We start from the raw sequence: 16,085 nt of genomic DNA on the forward strand, positions 1-16,085 counted from the left end.
GCTGGCCAACTGACCTTCATGCAGGTCGGCAAGTACCAGAATGCTCATAGAATTCACTCCTTTCAAAGCATGTCGATCAACGTCACGCCGACCTTAGATCACTTTGGCTTCGTTTTTCAGTTTGTCGATCAGCTCATCAACCGAGGCGACTTTGATACCGCCTTTGCGCTCGGCGGGGGATTCCACTTTGAGCAGCGTGACCTTGGAAGCCACTTCCACGCCGTAGTCAGCGGGGGTTTTGACATCCAGCGGCTTTTTCTTGGCCTTCATGATGTCCGGCAGCTTGGCGTAGCGCGGCTCGTTGAGGCGCAGGTCAGTGGTGACGATGGCCGGGAGTGTCAGCGCGACGGTTTGCAGGCCGCCGTCGATTTCACGGGTCACGTTGACCTTGTCACCATCTACCGCGACTTCTGAGGCGAAGGTGCCTTGCGGCAGATTGGTCAGCGCAGCGAGCATCTGGCCGGTCTGGTTGTTGTCGGTGTCGATGGCCTGCTTGCCGAGGATGACGAGGCCGGGCTGCTCTTCGTCTACCACTTTGGCCAGCAGTTTGGCCACCGCCAGCGATTCGGCGCGCTCGTCGGTTTCAATGTGGATGGCGCGGTCGGCCCCCAGCGCCAGCGCAGTGCGCAGCTGCTCTTGGGCGGCCTTGGGGCCCACGGTCACGGCCACGACCTCGGTGGCCACGCCCTTCTCTTTCAGGCGCACCGCCTCTTCCACGGCAATTTCGCAGAAGGGGTTCATGGCCATTTTAACGTTGGTAAGGTCTACATCAGAGTGGTCCGCTTTGACGCGGATTTTGACGTTGTAGTCGATGACGCGTTTCACCGCGACGAGTACTTTCATAGGTTCCTCGCTTGGCTCGTGATAGAAGCCGTTAACCTGACTAGGCGCCGCCACCTAGTGGCTGCGCTCAAAATTCATGCAAGCGTTTGATAGGCTAGCAAATGAAAAACCCTATCAATTTGCCACAGCCTACCCACCAGCAACAACTTTCTCTTCGTGCGGCCTTGGTCGTAGCCCGCCGGTATCGCTATTCGTACCGACACTTATAAAGTGTGCTTTTGCCATCGTAGGGGTGACCTGACACGGGTATTATGCCTATCATGGGAGATAACCAGAAGCAAACGACCGTTTTAAATTAAGGCCATCTTTTCATAAGCTAGTGCCCATTCGCTAGCCAGATACAGATGGCGCTTATGAGAATAAGGAGAAACCGGGTGGAAAACGTTGAACGCGATGTAATGGACTTTGACGTGGTCATCGTGGGCGCAGGCCCCTCTGGCTTGGCCGCCGCCTGCCGTTTGATGCAGCAGGCCAACGAGGCGGAGCAAGAGCTAACCGTTTGCGTGGTCGAGAAGGGATCTGAAGTGGGAGCGCATATTCTGTCTGGCGCGGTATTCGAACCCCGCGCCCTGGCGGAGCTGTTTCCCGACTGGGAAGAGCGCGGCGCTCCCCTGAATACGCCCGCCACGCGCGACGATGTCTATTTGCTGAAGGATGCCGAAAAGGCGCAGAAAATCCCCAATGCGCTGGTACCCAAGAGCATGCACAACACCGGGGGTGAACTGACTCGCTACGTGATTAGCGCAGGCAACCTGTGCCGCTGGCTGGCCGAGCAGGCGGAATCGCTGGGCGTTGAAATATTTCCTGGTTTTGCTGCTCAGGAAGTCATCATTGAAGATAATGTGGTGCGCGGCATCCTGATTGGCGATATGGGCGTAGGTGCCGATGGCACCCCCAAGGATGGCTATATGCCCGGCATGGAGCTGCGCGCTAAGTACACGCTGTTTGCAGAGGGCGCACGGGGCCACCTAGGCAAGCGACTGATCAATGACTTCTCACTGAATGCTGGACGCGACCCGCAGCATTACGGCATCGGCTTGAAAGAGCTGTGGGATGTGCCCGCCGAGAAGCACGAACCCGGCTTGGTAGTTCACGGCTCCGGCTGGCCACTAGACAGCAAGACCCACGGCGGTTGGTTCCTCTACCATGCGGAAAACCAGCAGGTCGTCGTTGGCCTGATTATGGATCTCGGCTACCAGAACCCGTGGCTCTCCCCGTTCGATGAGTTCCAGCGTATGAAGCACCACCCGGTGCTGAGCCAGTACCTGGAAGGCGGCAAACGCGTGGCTTATGGCGCACGGGCCATTGCCAAAGGCGGGTTCAACTGCCTGCCGAAAATGACCTTCCCTGGCGGTCTGTTGATTGGCTGTGACGCGGGCACCCTGAACTTTGCCAAGATCAAAGGCCTGCACACGGCAATGAAATCAGGCATGGTGGCGGCAGAAAGTGTATTTGAAGCGATCAAAGGCGGCGATGAAGGCGGGCAAGAGCTTGCCAACTTTACCAGCAAGTGGGAAGCCAGCTGGGCCTATCAGGAGCTAAAAGAGAGCGCGAGCTTCGGCCCTGCCATTCACAAATATGGCACGGTTGGCGGTGGCGCCTATAACTTTGTGAACCAGTTGCTGGGCAATAAGCTCCCCAACGTTCATGACACCACTACCGACCACGGCGCGTTAAGGCCAGCCGCTGAGTTCGAGAAGATCAACTACCCGAAACCAGATGGCAAACTGTCGTTTGATAAATCCACCTCGGTGTTCTTGTCCAATACGAACCATGAAGAGGATCAGCCCTGCCACCTGCGCCTCGCAGACCCAGAGCTGCCGATTCGTGACAACCTGCCCAAGTATGCTGAACCCGCTCAGCGCTACTGCCCGGCAGGGGTGTATGAGGTGGTTGAGGATGATCAGGGCAAGCCACGCTTCCAGATTAACTTCCAGAACTGCGTGCACTGCAAAACCTGCGATATCAAAGACCCCGCCCAGAATATTACCTGGGTAGCCCCTGAAGGCGGTGGCGGTCCGAACTATCCAAATATGTAACAGGCCAAATATATAACAGGGATAGCAATGGTGCAGCTGGCTACGCTGGCTGCACCGGAGGCTCCATCACCTCAATAGGTGCACGGCGGGCGATGAGACGACGTCGCCCGGCTTGCACAAACCGCACATCAATCACCGGGTCGGACGGATTACCCTCTACTGCCGCCACTTCGCCTTCTCCAAACACTGCGTGCAGCAAGCGCTGACCGGGGTAGTAGTGGCTACCCGCTTGGTAACCAGCTGAAGACTCCTTCACCTGTGGTGCGGCTAAGGCAATGTCGGCGCGCCCTACTCTTTCCAAGTAACGGGCCACTAAGCTAGGGGATTGCACTTCTAACGGCGTATCTGGCGCCTGCTGATTGGCTAAACAAGCGGCGACACGCATACCATCCTGCCAGGCACTTTCGGCAATAAAACGGCTTGGCCGATGTGCACCTCCGTCGTGAAGAACCAGCAACTGCTCCTTGGCACGCGTGATGGCCACATAAAACAGCCGCCGCTCCTCCTCTAAGCGCTCATCATTCAGCGGGTTATCGCGGCTATAGTGGGGAAAGTCTTCTTCATTAACGCCTGCAACGGCCACTAGCGGCCACTCGAGGCCCTTGGCACCGTGCACGGTACTGACCAGCACGCCGCCAGCCTGATTCTCCACCGGACGTTCAAGTAGCTCAATGAAGGCATCTGGATCTTGTACGCTCTCAGCCTGCTCAATCAGCACGTCGAGCAAACGCACGTCCTCCTCTCCTTTATCGCGTCTAGCGGCGGCACGTTTCAGCGTTTTTTCAGCGTCAATCGCCTCTACCACATGGCCGAGCAATTTGGCCGGGGGCCATACGTTAAGTTTGGGCAGCTCACACAGTAGCTCCCAGCGTTTTTTTAGCGTGCGCCGCTGTAACGGTTTTAGCGCTGCCAGAACGGGCTCGTGCCGCTCCGGCCACTGCTGGGTTGTCGCTAACTGGTAAGCCAGACGCTGCAGGCGTTCACGGGCGACAAAGGGGGTTGGCTGAGATAACAGCAGCAGCAACTGCTCTGGGTCGTGAAGCAGTTCTGGACGCCTGGAGAGTTTCAGATAACCTGCCAACGCCTGCACCAGGGGCAAGCGGAACACGAAGCGATCTTCTCGCAGCAGACGAAAGGGGATACCCGCCTGCAGCAAGGCAAGCTGGAAAGGCACCGAGAGCGCCCAGCTTCGCACTAGCAGGCTAGCATCACTGAGCGCCCTCCCCTGGGCCTGCCAGTCCATCAAGGCATCCAGTAACAGTCGGCTTCCTTGACCTACGGTTATGCGAGTATCGGGATTACCTGCTTCGGCCAAGCAGAGCTGATCGGGCCGACGCTGATTGGCCATGATGGCGTGGTTAGCCGTCAGCGCCAAGGCATGCCCGTGGCGAAAGGTCATGGAGAGCGGATAGTCGGTGGCTTTGCCGAAGGTGGCGGTAAAGTTCTCCAGCATCGTGTCTGGACGAGCACCGCGCCACTCATAAATACACTGGTTAGCATCGCCCACAGCCATCACATTCGCACTCGGCCCAGCAAGCACGGCCAGCAGCCGCTGCTGAACCGTATTGATATCCTGGTACTCATCAACAATCACATGATCCAAGAAACCTTCGACCCGCTTGCGGAGCGTGGCGTCCGCTTCCAGGGCCTGCAGTGGGCGGTAGAGCAGGTCCGCATAGGTCATGACGCCTTCAGCGTGCAGCAGACGCTCAGCTTCTTCGAAGGCCGTAGGAAAATAGTCGGTATCCGGCTCGTAATTAAGGCGCTCATAAAGCGCCGCCGCAGGCAGCATTTCGGCCTTCACTAGGCCACAAAAATGCGCCAACGCCTCTAGCCGATCACCTTCCAGCGCAGCGTCGCGACGATCTACCTGGCCGGCAAGCACATTTAGGCTAGCTTGACGAAGCAAGCGCTCCATTTGCCATTCAGCAGAGAGTAGCCGCCTGGGGGCGAGCGCCCCCCAGCGGCACAGGCTTTGGGTCAGCCGGTGGCCTAGGGAGTGAAAAGTACGAACGTCGGGCAACGGCTGGCCTGCGGGGGCCATGCTGGCTAGGCGACGCTGGAAGTCATCTTTCGCTGAGCGGTTAAACATCAGCACCAGCATTCGCTTGGGAGAAACGCCACTGCCTAACAGGTGAAGCACTCGGGCAGCCATGGTCGTGGTTTTACCTGCGCCCGCCACGGCGGCTACACGCGCATGCCCTTCCCTATGGTGAACAACAGCTTGCTGCTCGGCGGTTAACTTCACGGCGCCTCACTTGGCACGCTATCGCTCCACTGGCCAAGCAGGTGCCAGCTTCCCGCACTATAGAGCTGACACTCGCTCTGGCCTGACGAATTCTCTTGCACGCGCGCCTGCTCTACCAAGCGATAGAACACGTTGCGGTGCAGTCGAGCCGCTAAACCGAACCGGATAGCACATTCGGGCGCCATCTCGCCGCTGGGAGAAGCAGTCAACCTCATGGGGTGCTCGGCATCCAGACGTACTACATCGTCAAATTGAGTCTTTAGCCACCAGGCACCATCGTGGAAATCCGCTTCGACCACGACAAAGGGGCGGTCCACTACGGCAATGCGCCAGCGCTCCACGGGAGTGACCAGGCAGTATCCATCGGCATCCAGACGCAGCAGGCTGGAGAGCAGCTTGGCAATCGCAGGACGAGCAAACGGCTGCCCTTCATGCAGCCAGGAGCCATCCTCCTGAATCAGGATATCCATTTCTCCTGATAGCGCGGGCTGCCAGGTATCAACAGGGGGAATAGATGCTGAGCCTTCTGACTGCTGCAATAGTCGATCAATACTCATCACCGACCTCCAGTGGTTGTCACCGCGTGTTACACCACTAGCCCAGACTGTGCCAAGGCCTCTTTGACATGGGCAGGCGCGTCTGGTGCCGCAGCGCGGAACAGATGGTAAAAATTAACGGTCGTTTGCATGGCAACTTCATCCACGCTGATGCCTCGTTCACGCGCAATACACTCCGCGACTTCAACGACCCAGGCAGGCTCATTGGGCTTACCGCGATAAGGGACAGGGGCCAAATAAGGGCTGTCGGTTTCAATTAACAGCCGATCCAGCGGAAGCTGACGCGCCAGTGTTCTCAGCGATGCCGCATTACGAAACGTAATAATGCCGGAAAGAGAAATATAGAATCCAAGCCGAACCGCCTCCCGCGCCATGTCCAGGTCTTCAGTAAAGCAGTGGATGACGCCGCCCACCTGAGGATTGCTGTATTCACGCAGCAGCGCCAGCGTATCCTCTTTGGCCTCGCGGGTATGAATGATGACCGGCAACTCTAGCTCATTCGCAGCGATGAGATGCCGTTTGAATCGCTCATGCTGAACGCTGACAGACACGCTCTCCTGGTAGTGATAATCCAGCCCTGTCTCACCAATCGCTACCGCCCCATACTGTTCAGCAGCCTCTACGATATCGTCCACCGTCGGCTCATTTGGCGCTTGGTGGAGCGGGTGAAGGCCCGCAGAAATAGCCACATCGTGATGTGCTCTGGCAATGGCGGCCAAGCCCGGCAGCTCTTCTAACGTCGTAGAGATGGCTAAAAACTGGCTAACGTTGGCAGCACGGGCAGCATCCAACGTGGCGGCCACATCGCCGCCATGTGTATGCTCCGATAAACGGTCTAGATGACAGTGAGAATCGACAAACATGCAGTGCTCTTTGGAAGTAAATAGGAGGTGGCTAGCTTAGAGCGTAAACGAGGGAGGCGCTTTATCAAGCTGCCCGGCCAACAGGGTCTCGATACGGTCACGCACAAAGTAATCTTGCTGACTAAAGTGCACGCCAATGCCTGGCAGTCTTCGGCCACTAACACCTTCTGGCGAGATCCAAATCACCTGACCGGTGACGGAGAGTCGCTCGCTCACCCCTGGCAGCGTTAGCAGCAGTACAACGGGTTGCCCGAGGCTATACAATGTTTTGGTAGGCACAAAAATACCGCCTCGATCCAAAAACGGCATATAGGCAGATAGCAGCGTGGGCACGTCGGGTATCGTTAAAGAGAGTGCTTTTTGAGCAGCCATCACTACCTCATTGCATTAGATTGTCAGGAGCGCAGCAGCGCAGACCAGCGCACCAGCCAAGCTTCAAGCACCAGCTGTGGATTCGGGTTTGCTCCAACGGCCAGCAAGCGGCGCTGCTCTCTGGCGTAATCTAATAGCCGGAACCAGTCCTGTACGCGGCCATTTTTCACCGCCTGGCGATAAAGCGGCGTTAAATCAGGATTGTGTAGCACGCTCTGCTCGCCCGATAGTCCCAGACGAATCAAGTCTTCAAGCCAAGCAATACCGTACCATAAGATCGCATCAATCGCTTGGCGATCCAGCCTCGCCGCCTCTGAAACAGGCTCTGCCCCGCGCACTAACTGTTCGAAACAGTCGTGAATCTGGTGGCGCAGCGCCCGTTCATCGGGAGCGGCCAGCTCAACCGCTAACAGGGGAAGGCCGCCTGATACTTGCCACCAGAAGTGAGCTTCATCACCACCCAGCTGCTGGGTCAGCCACCCTTTACAGTCATCAAAGGGCACGCTTGCTAGGGGCCACTGCTGGCAGCGCGAACGAATCGTTGGCAGCGTGCGGGAGGGCACATCTGAAAGTAGGATAAATAACGTTTTATCGCCGGGTTCTTCCAGGCTTTTTAACAGCGCGTTGGCGGCGGCAATATTCATGGCTTCAGCAGGTGAGATCACAATCACTCGGTAGCCACCCTGCTGCGCCGTTTGCGAGACAAACCGATTCACTTCGCGAACGGGGTCAATGCGGATTTGGCGCTTGCCCTCTTCTGGCGACACCCGCAGTAGATCAGGGTGATAGCCAGAGGCCAACATGGCGCAGCTGTGACACTGCCCGCAAGCCTGCTCGCCGGGCTGGGCACATAGCGTTCTAGCGATCAACGCTTCTGCCAACTGCTGCTTGCCAACCCCGTGGGCACCGCTAATCAGCAAGGCATGGGGCATGCGCCCGCTGTTGGCAAGGCGCACCAGCTGCTGCCAAGTGGCCTGATGCCAGGGCAATACGCCAGTTATTGCCATTGGGCAACCCGTTCTTCCAATACGTGGCTTAGCGCCGCTTGAACCACCTCTAGCGGCTGAGCTGCATCAATCACCGCAAAGCGCTCAGGCGAAGCGGCCGCGCGATCCAAATAAGCTTGGCGTACCGCCATAAAGAAATCCGTCTGCTCTTGCTCAAACCGGTCACGCTGGGTATTTAGCTCGCGTAGGCGGCCCTCTAACCGCTCTTTGGCAGCTTCGGGCGACATATCCAGCAGCAGAGTGAGATCAGGGGCAAGGCCTTGCTGTACAAATTGCTCTAACTGCGCAATGCGTGCGGGGTTGATCCCGCGCCCGCCGCCTTGATAGGCAAAGGTGGCATCGGTAAAACGGTCACATACTACCCAGGCACCTCGTGCCAACGCTGGCAGGATTTTTTCCGCTAGATGCTGTGCACGGGCCGCAAAGACCAGTAACAGCTCGGCATCAACGCTCAGCGGCTCTTGGGGGGCAGGGTCAAGCAACAGCTCACGAATTGCTTCTGCGCGGGGGGTGCCGCCCGGCTCACGGGTTCGCACCACTTCCATTCCCTGGGCCGTTAGCCATGCTTCGACAAACGCCATATTGGTAGACTTACCGACTCCCTCACCGCCTTCTAGGGTGATGAAGCGTCCGCGCTTGCTCATTGCTGCCCCTTACTCAATAGATACGCCATCGACATGTTCAGTGTTTAGCTATTTAACGGTTTCGAATATAGCGATTCACGGCATTGTTATGCTCGCGTAATGTGCGCGAGAAGTGATGCGTGCCGTCACCTCGGGACACAAAATAGAGCGTTTCGCCGGGTAGCGGCTTCACCGCCGCCTCCAATGAGGCTCGCCCTGGCATGGCAATCGGCGTCGGCGGCATGCCGTCAATCACATAAGTATTGTAAGGGGTGGCTTCACGTAGGTCTGCCCGTGTGATGCGGCCATCATAGCGCTCGCCCATGCCGTATATTACCGTGGGGTCTGTTTGCAGACGCATGCCACGCTCCATCCGGCGCTTAAATACTCCAGCAATCTCTCTGCGCTCTTCAGGCGCCCCGGTTTCCCGCTCAATCAGCGATGCCATAATTAGCGCTTCATAGGGCGTTTCAATGGTTAAATCGTCATCCCGTTCCGCCCACACTTGCTCCAAAATGCGCTCCATCCGATTTAACGCTTGGCTCAAAATATCGACATCGCTCATGCCCAGATGATAGCGGTAGGTATCGGGGAAGAACCAACCTTCAGGAAAGGTGCCCTCACGGTCCAGCAGCGTCATGACTTCTTCGTCACTCATGTCTGCCGTACGGTGTTCAAGCTTCGGCGCACTATTTAGCAGCGCACGCATTTGGCGAAAGGTCCATCCTTCAGGCACGGTCAGCGAATAAGTCACCACGTTATTACTGCCCAGCAGGGCCATCACCTCTCGCCAACTCATCCCCGGTGTGAGGCGGTACTCGCCAACCCGTAGACTTGGCATCTGCTCTGGGTCTATCCGCGCCAGTAGCTTAAATGCCCAGGCATCCTCAAGCACTCCTTGCGCCTCTAAATCGCGAATGACTTGATTAAAACCAGCTCCGGCAGGCACTTGATATAGGGTGGGTTCCTCTACCGCAATTGGCGCCGCTAGACGCTGCTGCCAATAAGCATAACCGCCGAGCGCAGCGGCAACGGCCAGCACAACCAATATTCCAAAGACGGTAAGTAACCGTTTCACGTTGACACCTCAATCTATTTATTTGGATTCTGATGCGGGAAACACACTGGGATAGCCCAGCAGGCGGTGAGCCTCACCCTGCAGTGGGTCTGGCCCTGCTAACACAGGCCAAGTCGCGATCAGGCCGCCCTGCGTATCAAGCAATTCACACACAGGCCACACGCCCTGTACCGAATTACCTACCCAAAGGCGCTCAACCTGTGGTAGTTCCGAGACTGTCAGCCCCTCTTCTTCAATAACGCCGTTAGCCAATAGCGCAGCGCGCAGAGTACCTGCCACGCCGCAGCGGTTTACCCGAGGGGTCAAAAGACGCCCTTCCGTTGACCAGAAGAGGTTCATACTGGTTGCTTCCACCATTTCGCCTGATTGGTCCGCTAACAGACCTTCGGCAATATGGCTCTCTTGCCACTCCTGGCGAGCTAGCACATTCTCCAAACGGTTAAGGTGTTTGATGCCCGCAAGCAGCGGTTGATGCCCTAAACGAAGATGGCACAAACGTACGCAGACACCGTGTTGCCACCGCTGCCCGTTGGTAACAAAAGGCGTTCGCCGAAAGATCAGCCTGGGCTCAGGATGATCAGGCAGCGCGTAGCCTCGGCCACCGCTTCCGCGTGTCAATATTAATTTAAGTACTTCCAGCGCTGCCGCAGGGGGCGACTGCCACACCTGCGCCAGCTGTTGAGAGGTAGGCAACGGGATATTCAAGCGCCGACAGCCCTGTTCCAAGCGCGCGAGGTGATAATCCCAAAGTACGGGTACCCCATCGCGCAGCAGCACTGTTTCAAATACACCGTCGCCATACGCTAGCCCGCGGTCATCAAATGGCACCTGGGGCATGGGCATAAAAAGTTATACCTTTTTGAACAGCAGGGAGCCGTTAGTGCCACCAAACCCGAACGAGTTGGAGAGCGCGATATCAATACGCATATCCCGCGCGGTATGGGGTACGTAGTCGAGGTTGCAGCCCTCCTGGGGGTTATCCAGGTTGATGGTGGGCGGGGCGACCTGGTCACGGATTGCTAGAATGCTGAATACCGCCTCTACCGCACCGGCGGCACCCAATAGGTGGCCAATCATCGACTTGGTTGAGCTAACGGCCACCTGCTGGGCCGCACTGCCCAACACTTTTTCAATAGCGCGACTTTCAGCCAAATCGCCGGCAGCAGTTGATGTGCCATGGGCGTTGATATACTGCACGTCTGCCGGATCAATAGCGGCATCTTTAATCGCATTGCGCATGGAGAGTGCGGCACCGCGACCATCCTCGGGCGGAGCGGTCATATGGTAGGCGTCATCACTCATACCAAAGCCAGCCAGCTCCGCGTAGATAGTGGCGCCACGGGCTTTCGCATGCTCGTACTCTTCTAGCACCAGCACCCCTGCACCATCAGACAGCACAAAGCCATCGCGGTCGGCATCCCAAGGACGGCTCGCTGCTTGCGGGTCATCGTTGCGCGTTGAGAGCGCGCGCGCGGCAGAGAAGCCACCCAAACCTAATGGTGTGGTGGCCATTTCTGCGCCGCCACAAATCATGACATCCGCATCGCCGTAGGCGATGGTGCGAGCGCTGTAGCCAATATTATGGGTACCGGTGGTGCAAGCCGTGGTAATCGCAATATTCGGCCCTTTAAAGCCATGCTGGATCGCCATGTTGCCGGAAATCATATTGATAATAGAACCAGGCACAAAAAACGGTGATACCCGACGTGCACCGCCTTTATTGAGCGCATTATGGTTATGCTCAATCATTGGCAGCCCGCCAATTCCAGAGCCAATCGCCACGCCGATTCGCTCAGCATTCTCCTCTGTGCACTCTATCCCTGAATCCTGTACCGCCTGAGCACCGGCAGCCATGCCGTACTGAATGAACAGATCCATTTTGCGAGCGTCTTTGGGGTTCAGGTAAGGGCTGATATCAAAATTCTTTACCGAACCGCCAAACCGCGTATTGAAGCCACTGGTATCAAAGTGCTCAATAGGCGCTATGCCGCTTTTACCGGCGACAATGTTCGCCCACGACTCATTGACACTATTGCCCACTGGGGTCACCAGGCCTAACCCAGTTACCACTACCCTTCTTCGCGCCATCAGTTTCCTCCAGGCATCCATGGTGACACGACCCATCTGGGTCATTTGCTGCAGAAGTTTGGTGACTAGTATAACGGAGATTGAACGTTATATTCATTGTGAGCGTAAAGCAAAAAAGCCGCCCCATATCAGGACGGCTTTTTTAAGACGGATGGGTGAGCACCCCACCCTGGTTCACAGCATCGACCGCGCCCTTACTGGTGGGCGTTTACGTAGTCGATGGCTTCTTGAACCGTGGTGATTTTTTCAGCTTCTTCGTCAGGAATTTCAGTATCGAACTCCTCTTCCAAAGCCATCACCAGTTCAACGGTGTCCAGAGAGTCGGCACCCAAGTCTTCAGTGAAAGAAGAGCTATTCTGGATGTCTTCTTCTTTAACGTTCAGGCGCTCTGCCACAACTTTCTTAACGCGCTCTTCAATAGTACTCATCAACGTACTCCAGTCATTCACATTAGCTGTTAGAGATAACCAGCTATTTGGAAACCGCAAGCCAAAAGCTGCGGGGTAGTTTATAGACGCCCTTAAGTTGACGCAACCGCCAAGCCTAAGGCCATCAACGCATATTCATACCGCCGTTCACGTGCAGCGTTTCACCAGTGATATAGCCTGCGGCATCGCTGGTTAAAAAGCCAACCGCTGCGGCGATCTCTTCCGGCCCACCTAAGCGTGCCAGCGGAATCTGCTTTAGCAGCATTTCATGCTGGGCTTCAGGCAGCGCTTCGGTCATGTCGGTGGCGATAAAACCAGGCGCAACGGCGTTTACGGTAATGGCACGGGAAGCAACCTCTCGCGCCAACGCCCGGCTAAAGCCTTCCATACCTGCCTTAGCAGCAGCGTAGTTAGTTTGGCCCAGGTTGCCCATGGTTGCCACTACAGAGCTGATCGATACAATCCGCCCGAAACGCGCCTTGGTCATGCCACGAAGACACGCTTTGCTGACGCGATATACAGATTTGAGGTTGGTATCCATGACGGAATCCCACTCCTCCTCTTTCATCCGCATCAGGAGGTTATCACGAGTGATACCCGCATTGTTAACCAAAATAGTCGGGGCGCCAAAACGCTCGCCAATGGTTTTCAGGACCTCATCGATGCTCGCTTGGTCCGTCACGTTCAGGCACATACCAGCGCCTTCAACCCCGTTAGCTTTCAGGTCGGCATCGATTTTTTCTGCGCCAGATTTGCTGGTCGCTGTGCCGATGACAATACGCCCTTGGCGGCCCAGTTCATGGGCGATAGCGCGACCAATGCCGCGGCTCGCACCGGTCACCAAGGCAACTCGTTTTTCTTGCGTCATAACACGTTTCCTTCCACTGAACTAAGCAAGGGTAGCTGAAAATAGCCGTTTATCACGCACTACCTGCTAATGTTTCTCGCGCAAGCTCAAGCGCTGCATCCAAGCTATCGGGGTCATTCACCGCTAGCCCCTTGGCACCGCGCACAATACGTTTATTAAGACCTGTCAGCACTTTGCCTGGGCCACACTCAATGAAGACATTAGCACCTTGCTCAGACATTGCTTCAACGCAGGAGGACCAACGTACTGGCTGGTAGAGCTGCTCAATTAAACGAGTGCGCAGCGTATCAACATCTGCATGCGCCTGGCCATCGACGTTCTGAATAACAGTATAGCGAGGGGCACGTAGCTCAATCGCCTGCATCGCTTCGGCAAGACGCTCAGCAGCAGGTCGCATCAGCGCGCAGTGAGAAGGAACAGACACAGGGAGGGCAAGTGCGCGCTTAGCGCCCGCTTCTTGGCAAGCAGCAATGGCACGCTCAACGGCTGCTTTGCTACCAGCAATGACGACCTGACCCGGGGAGTTATAGTTAACTGCAGAAACGACATCGCCCTGGGCAGCGCTTGTGCAAGCGGCTTCCACCGCGCTGTCATCAAGCCCAAGAATGGCGGCCATTCCGCCTTCACCAGCAGGTACAGCTTCTTGCATTGCCTCTCCGCGCAGGCGCACCAGCTGGACACCCTCTGCAAAGCCCATCACGCCCGCACAGACCATAGCGCTATACTCACCCAGGCTATGGCCCGCCATCACGCTGGGGCGAGGGCCTTCCAGCTCCTGCCAGACGCGCCAGATGGCAACGCTTGATGTCAGCAGCGCAGGCTGCGTGCAAGCCGTGGAATTCAACGCTTCTTCCGGCCCTTCTTGGACTACTTTCCATAAATCGTAGCCCAGCGCGTCAGACGCTTCCTCAAATGTCGTTCCCACCACACTGTAGCGCTCGGCTAGCTCTCGCAGCATTCCAAGCTGCTGAGAGCCTTGCCCGGGAAAAATGAGGGCAAGGGGTTGAGACATGTCGTTCACCTTTGCTCTTGTAGGCATTTGCTCAGTTGAGCGATAGGCGTGGCTATCGGCCCCGTTATAAAACGGCTGTTGGCACATCCTACTGCCGCCGATAACCCGCAAAAGTCGTGCAACGCATTGCTGTAACCCACTCATCTGCCCACTGAGCTAAGCCCAGTGTTTGGCAAGCTGAGTAGGCAAGTCATGTTCTACTTCCTGCAGCGCTCGCTGAATAGCATAGTAGAACCCATCTGCACGGGCGCCACCATGGCTTTTCACCACAATACGTTTTAACCCAAGTAGGCTTGCGCCATTATAACGAACGGGGTCAAGCTCCTGCTTTAGCCGCTTCAGCACAGGTTTGGCCAGTAAACTTGCTAAGCGCCCGCATAGGCGTGACTCAAACGCCATCTGCACACGCTCCACCAGCATACGGGTCAAACCTTCACTCGCCTTGAGCACCACGTTACCAACAAAGCCATCGCAGACCATGACATCAATATCGCCCTGGAAGATGTCACCACCTTCGGCATACCCCTGATAAGCAAAACTTAATGTGGTAGCGCGCTCACGCAGCAGCCGGTCAGCCTCTCGCACCGTCGCACTGCCCTTGGTCGCTTCCGCGCCAACATTCAATAGCGCGACTCGAGGGCAATTAATACCATCCATACATTGCGCCATTGCCGCACCCATCATGGCAAAATCCACTAGCCGTGATGCGGGCGAATCCACATTTGCACCTAAATCCAGCAAATAGCAGCGACGACCACCCCGTGCAGGAATCGCCGTACTGATAGCAGGTCTGGAAAAGTCTGGCAGCATACCAAGCTCACGCCTTGCAAGCGCAACTAGCGCACCTGTGTTTCCTGCACTAACACCCGCTGCGGCATAACCTTGTGCCACATAACGCAACATATGCACCATGCTGGTCTTACCCCCAGAGCGTAACGCCCAGGCAGCAGAAGCATCTTGTGACACAGTATCAGGCGCATCGCAGACGACTAAACGTGACGCTGCCGCAGCCAAGGGCTGCGGCAAGCGCGAAAGCTCAGCGACAACACGCTGACGCGGGCCAAACAGAGCGAGCTCTAGGTCAGGACGTTCAATTACTGCCCTTGCAGAGCCTTCTATGATGACACGAGGGCCTTGGTCACCCCCCATGACATCAATCGCTAGGCGCAATGCACCCACTCTGTTTCGCCACTCGTTAGAGAGTTAAGGATTAAACCTCAACTACCTTACGACCACGGTAGAAACCATCCGGAGAAACGTGGTGACGCAGGTGAGTGGTACCGGTTTCTTTGTCCTGGGAAAGAGTCGGTGCGCTCAACGCATCGTGGCTACGACGCATGCCGCGCTTGGAACGAGTTTTACGGTTCTGTTGAACTGCCATGGGTGTTTACTCCAAGGTATGTAGGGTAAGTGATGCTTACTTTTTGCCTTTCAAAGCGCCACTGCTTTTCAAAGCATTGAGCACCGCGAAAGGATTCTTGGCTGAAGCGGATTCATCCGCCGCGCCTTCGGTCTTGCTGACCAGCTGCTCCGCCGAGACATGGCATTCGGTCTCATCGTGATAGACCACCTGCGGCAGGCTGAGGATTAATTCATCCTCAACTACCGTCAGCAAGTCCAGCTGTTCATTTTCCACCAGCACCGGCTCATGACTGGCAGGCAGCTCGGCCGCCAAGGCTTCGTCGGTAATCATTCCAAGCAGGAAGTCACTGGAAACGTCTTGGCTAAGCGGCACCATACAGCGGCGACAAGGCAGCGCCAGGGTCGCTTGCAAATGGCCACGAATTTCGCGACGGCCTTGGGCATCTACACCAAACCCAAGCACGACGTGACAGTCGCCGGTTTGGTCACCCGCTTCTTCAGCGAGGCGGGGCAGCTTATTCAGCGCCACTAAGCCTTCAAGTCGTTCGCGGCGGGCTGCAAGCTTATAAGGCTCAACCCGGCTGGGGAGTTGTGAGGTCAACATAGGCGCGCAATGATAGGCACTCGCCCTCCTGGTGTCAAAGCTCATGGCATAATTCTTATCGGTTTATCGATGAAAACAGCGTCAATAGGCATG

Annotated in this window: 17 protein-coding genes; 1 reads left to right on the forward strand and 16 read right to left on the reverse strand. The window is 56.4% G+C overall.

What is annotated here, in order from left to right:
* Positions 1-93: 93 nt before the first annotated feature.
* Positions 94-843: an electron transfer flavoprotein subunit beta/FixA family protein gene (locus BMY49_RS04130; RefSeq protein WP_062373473.1), complete on the reverse strand. Its 750-nt coding sequence runs from the start codon at positions 841-843 to the stop codon at positions 94-96.
* Between the two features lie 374 nt (positions 844-1,217).
* On the opposite strand from BMY49_RS04130, the gene BMY49_RS04135 reads away from it, so the two are divergent.
* Entirely contained in the window at positions 1,218-2,882 is a 1,665-nt protein-coding gene (locus BMY49_RS04135) for an electron transfer flavoprotein-ubiquinone oxidoreductase (protein ID WP_089674947.1), read from the forward strand.
* Positions 2,883-2,922: 40 nt separating this feature from the next.
* Here the strand turns inward: BMY49_RS04135 and BMY49_RS04140 are convergent, their stop codons facing one another.
* From BMY49_RS04140 to BMY49_RS04210, 15 genes are all read right to left on the reverse strand, one after another.
* On the reverse strand, positions 2,923-5,130 hold the full coding sequence (locus tag BMY49_RS04140) for an ATP-dependent helicase (protein ID WP_089674949.1): 2,208 nt from the start codon (positions 5,128-5,130) through the stop codon (positions 2,923-2,925).
* The gene (locus tag BMY49_RS04145; protein ID WP_089674952.1) at positions 5,127-5,687 is read right to left on the reverse strand and encodes a DUF1285 domain-containing protein; all 561 of its coding nucleotides are present in this window, start codon (positions 5,685-5,687) and stop codon (positions 5,127-5,129) included. The genes BMY49_RS04140 and BMY49_RS04145 overlap by 4 nt, the downstream gene beginning before the upstream one ends.
* A 29-nt stretch (positions 5,688-5,716) precedes the next feature.
* Positions 5,717-6,550 carry a TatD family hydrolase gene (locus tag BMY49_RS04150; protein WP_074210481.1) on the reverse strand — a complete coding sequence of 278 codons (834 nt, stop codon included), beginning with the start codon at positions 6,548-6,550 and terminating at the stop codon, positions 5,717-5,719.
* Positions 6,551-6,586: 36 nt separating this feature from the next.
* Complete coding sequence (locus BMY49_RS04155) at positions 6,587-6,922, reverse strand: PilZ domain-containing protein (RefSeq protein ID WP_089674954.1); 336 nt, start codon at positions 6,920-6,922, stop codon at positions 6,587-6,589.
* A gap of 23 nt (positions 6,923-6,945) precedes the next feature.
* The gene (locus BMY49_RS04160) at positions 6,946-7,929 is read right to left on the reverse strand and encodes a DNA polymerase III subunit delta' (RefSeq protein ID WP_044629222.1); all 984 of its coding nucleotides are present in this window, start codon (positions 7,927-7,929) and stop codon (positions 6,946-6,948) included.
* Positions 7,920-8,573 carry a dTMP kinase gene (gene tmk / locus BMY49_RS04165; RefSeq protein ID WP_044629221.1) on the reverse strand — a complete coding sequence of 218 codons (654 nt, stop codon included), beginning with the start codon at positions 8,571-8,573 and terminating at the stop codon, positions 7,920-7,922. The genes BMY49_RS04160 and tmk overlap by 10 nt, the downstream gene beginning before the upstream one ends.
* Before the next feature lie 52 nt (positions 8,574-8,625).
* Positions 8,626-9,630: an endolytic transglycosylase MltG gene (mltG, locus tag BMY49_RS04170; RefSeq protein ID WP_089674956.1), complete on the reverse strand. Its 1,005-nt coding sequence runs from the start codon at positions 9,628-9,630 to the stop codon at positions 8,626-8,628.
* 18 nt (positions 9,631-9,648) lie between these two features.
* A complete protein-coding gene (pabC, locus tag BMY49_RS04175; protein WP_089674958.1) occupies positions 9,649-10,473 on the reverse strand; it encodes an aminodeoxychorismate lyase in 825 nt (274 codons plus the stop codon).
* 6 nt (positions 10,474-10,479) lie between these two features.
* Positions 10,480-11,718, reverse strand: a complete 1,239-nt coding sequence (fabF, locus tag BMY49_RS04180; RefSeq protein ID WP_044629218.1) for a beta-ketoacyl-ACP synthase II — start codon at positions 11,716-11,718, stop codon at positions 10,480-10,482.
* A gap of 194 nt (positions 11,719-11,912) precedes the next feature.
* Positions 11,913-12,146 carry an acyl carrier protein gene (gene acpP, locus BMY49_RS04185; RefSeq protein WP_008956801.1) on the reverse strand — a complete coding sequence of 78 codons (234 nt, stop codon included), beginning with the start codon at positions 12,144-12,146 and terminating at the stop codon, positions 11,913-11,915.
* A gap of 124 nt (positions 12,147-12,270) precedes the next feature.
* Positions 12,271-13,014: a 3-oxoacyl-ACP reductase FabG gene (fabG, locus tag BMY49_RS04190; protein WP_058577892.1), complete on the reverse strand. Its 744-nt coding sequence runs from the start codon at positions 13,012-13,014 to the stop codon at positions 12,271-12,273.
* A gap of 52 nt (positions 13,015-13,066) precedes the next feature.
* On the reverse strand, positions 13,067-14,026 hold the full coding sequence (fabD, locus tag BMY49_RS04195) for an ACP S-malonyltransferase (RefSeq protein ID WP_089674960.1): 960 nt from the start codon (positions 14,024-14,026) through the stop codon (positions 13,067-13,069).
* Positions 14,027-14,182: 156 nt separating this feature from the next.
* Positions 14,183-15,196, reverse strand: a complete 1,014-nt coding sequence (gene plsX / locus BMY49_RS04200; protein ID WP_062373486.1) for a phosphate acyltransferase PlsX — start codon at positions 15,194-15,196, stop codon at positions 14,183-14,185.
* A 40-nt stretch (positions 15,197-15,236) separates the two neighbouring features.
* Positions 15,237-15,407 carry a 50S ribosomal protein L32 gene (rpmF, locus tag BMY49_RS04205; RefSeq protein WP_009099300.1) on the reverse strand — a complete coding sequence of 57 codons (171 nt, stop codon included), beginning with the start codon at positions 15,405-15,407 and terminating at the stop codon, positions 15,237-15,239.
* A 36-nt stretch (positions 15,408-15,443) separates the two neighbouring features.
* Positions 15,444-15,992, reverse strand: coding sequence for a YceD family protein (locus tag BMY49_RS04210; RefSeq protein ID WP_044629215.1), 549 nt, complete (start codon positions 15,990-15,992; stop codon positions 15,444-15,446).
* Positions 15,993-16,085 lie beyond the last annotated feature (93 nt).

Source organism: Vreelandella aquamarina (assembly GCF_900110265.1).
Lineage (GTDB): Bacteria > Pseudomonadota > Gammaproteobacteria > Pseudomonadales > Halomonadaceae > Vreelandella > Vreelandella aquamarina.

Excerpts from the sequence above, each read along its gene's own strand:
- BMY49_RS04130 (WP_062373473.1), bottom strand. The coding sequence starts at position 843 with ATGAAAGTACTCGTCGCGGTGAAACGCGTCATCGACTACAACGTCAAA.
- BMY49_RS04145 (WP_089674952.1), bottom strand. The coding sequence starts at position 5,687 with ATGAGTATTGATCGACTATTGCAGCAGTCAGAAGGCTCAGCATCTATT.
- BMY49_RS04150 (WP_074210481.1), bottom strand. The coding sequence starts at position 6,550 with ATGTTTGTCGATTCTCACTGTCATCTAGACCGTTTATCGGAGCATACA.
- BMY49_RS04155 (WP_089674954.1), bottom strand. The coding sequence starts at position 6,922 with ATGGCTGCTCAAAAAGCACTCTCTTTAACGATACCCGACGTGCCCACG.
- BMY49_RS04160 (WP_044629222.1), bottom strand. The coding sequence starts at position 7,929 with ATGGCAATAACTGGCGTATTGCCCTGGCATCAGGCCACTTGGCAGCAG.
- tmk (WP_044629221.1), bottom strand. The coding sequence starts at position 8,573 with ATGAGCAAGCGCGGACGCTTCATCACCCTAGAAGGCGGTGAGGGAGTC.
- pabC (WP_089674958.1), bottom strand. The coding sequence starts at position 10,473 with ATGCCCATGCCCCAGGTGCCATTTGATGACCGCGGGCTAGCGTATGGC.
- fabF (WP_044629218.1), bottom strand. The coding sequence starts at position 11,718 with ATGGCGCGAAGAAGGGTAGTGGTAACTGGGTTAGGCCTGGTGACCCCA.
- acpP (WP_008956801.1), bottom strand. The coding sequence starts at position 12,146 with ATGAGTACTATTGAAGAGCGCGTTAAGAAAGTTGTGGCAGAGCGCCTG.
- fabG (WP_058577892.1), bottom strand. The coding sequence starts at position 13,014 with ATGACGCAAGAAAAACGAGTTGCCTTGGTGACCGGTGCGAGCCGCGGC.
- fabD (WP_089674960.1), bottom strand. The coding sequence starts at position 14,026 with ATGTCTCAACCCCTTGCCCTCATTTTTCCCGGGCAAGGCTCTCAGCAG.
- rpmF (WP_009099300.1), bottom strand. The coding sequence starts at position 15,407 with ATGGCAGTTCAACAGAACCGTAAAACTCGTTCCAAGCGCGGCATGCGT.
- BMY49_RS04210 (WP_044629215.1), bottom strand. The coding sequence starts at position 15,992 with ATGTTGACCTCACAACTCCCCAGCCGGGTTGAGCCTTATAAGCTTGCA.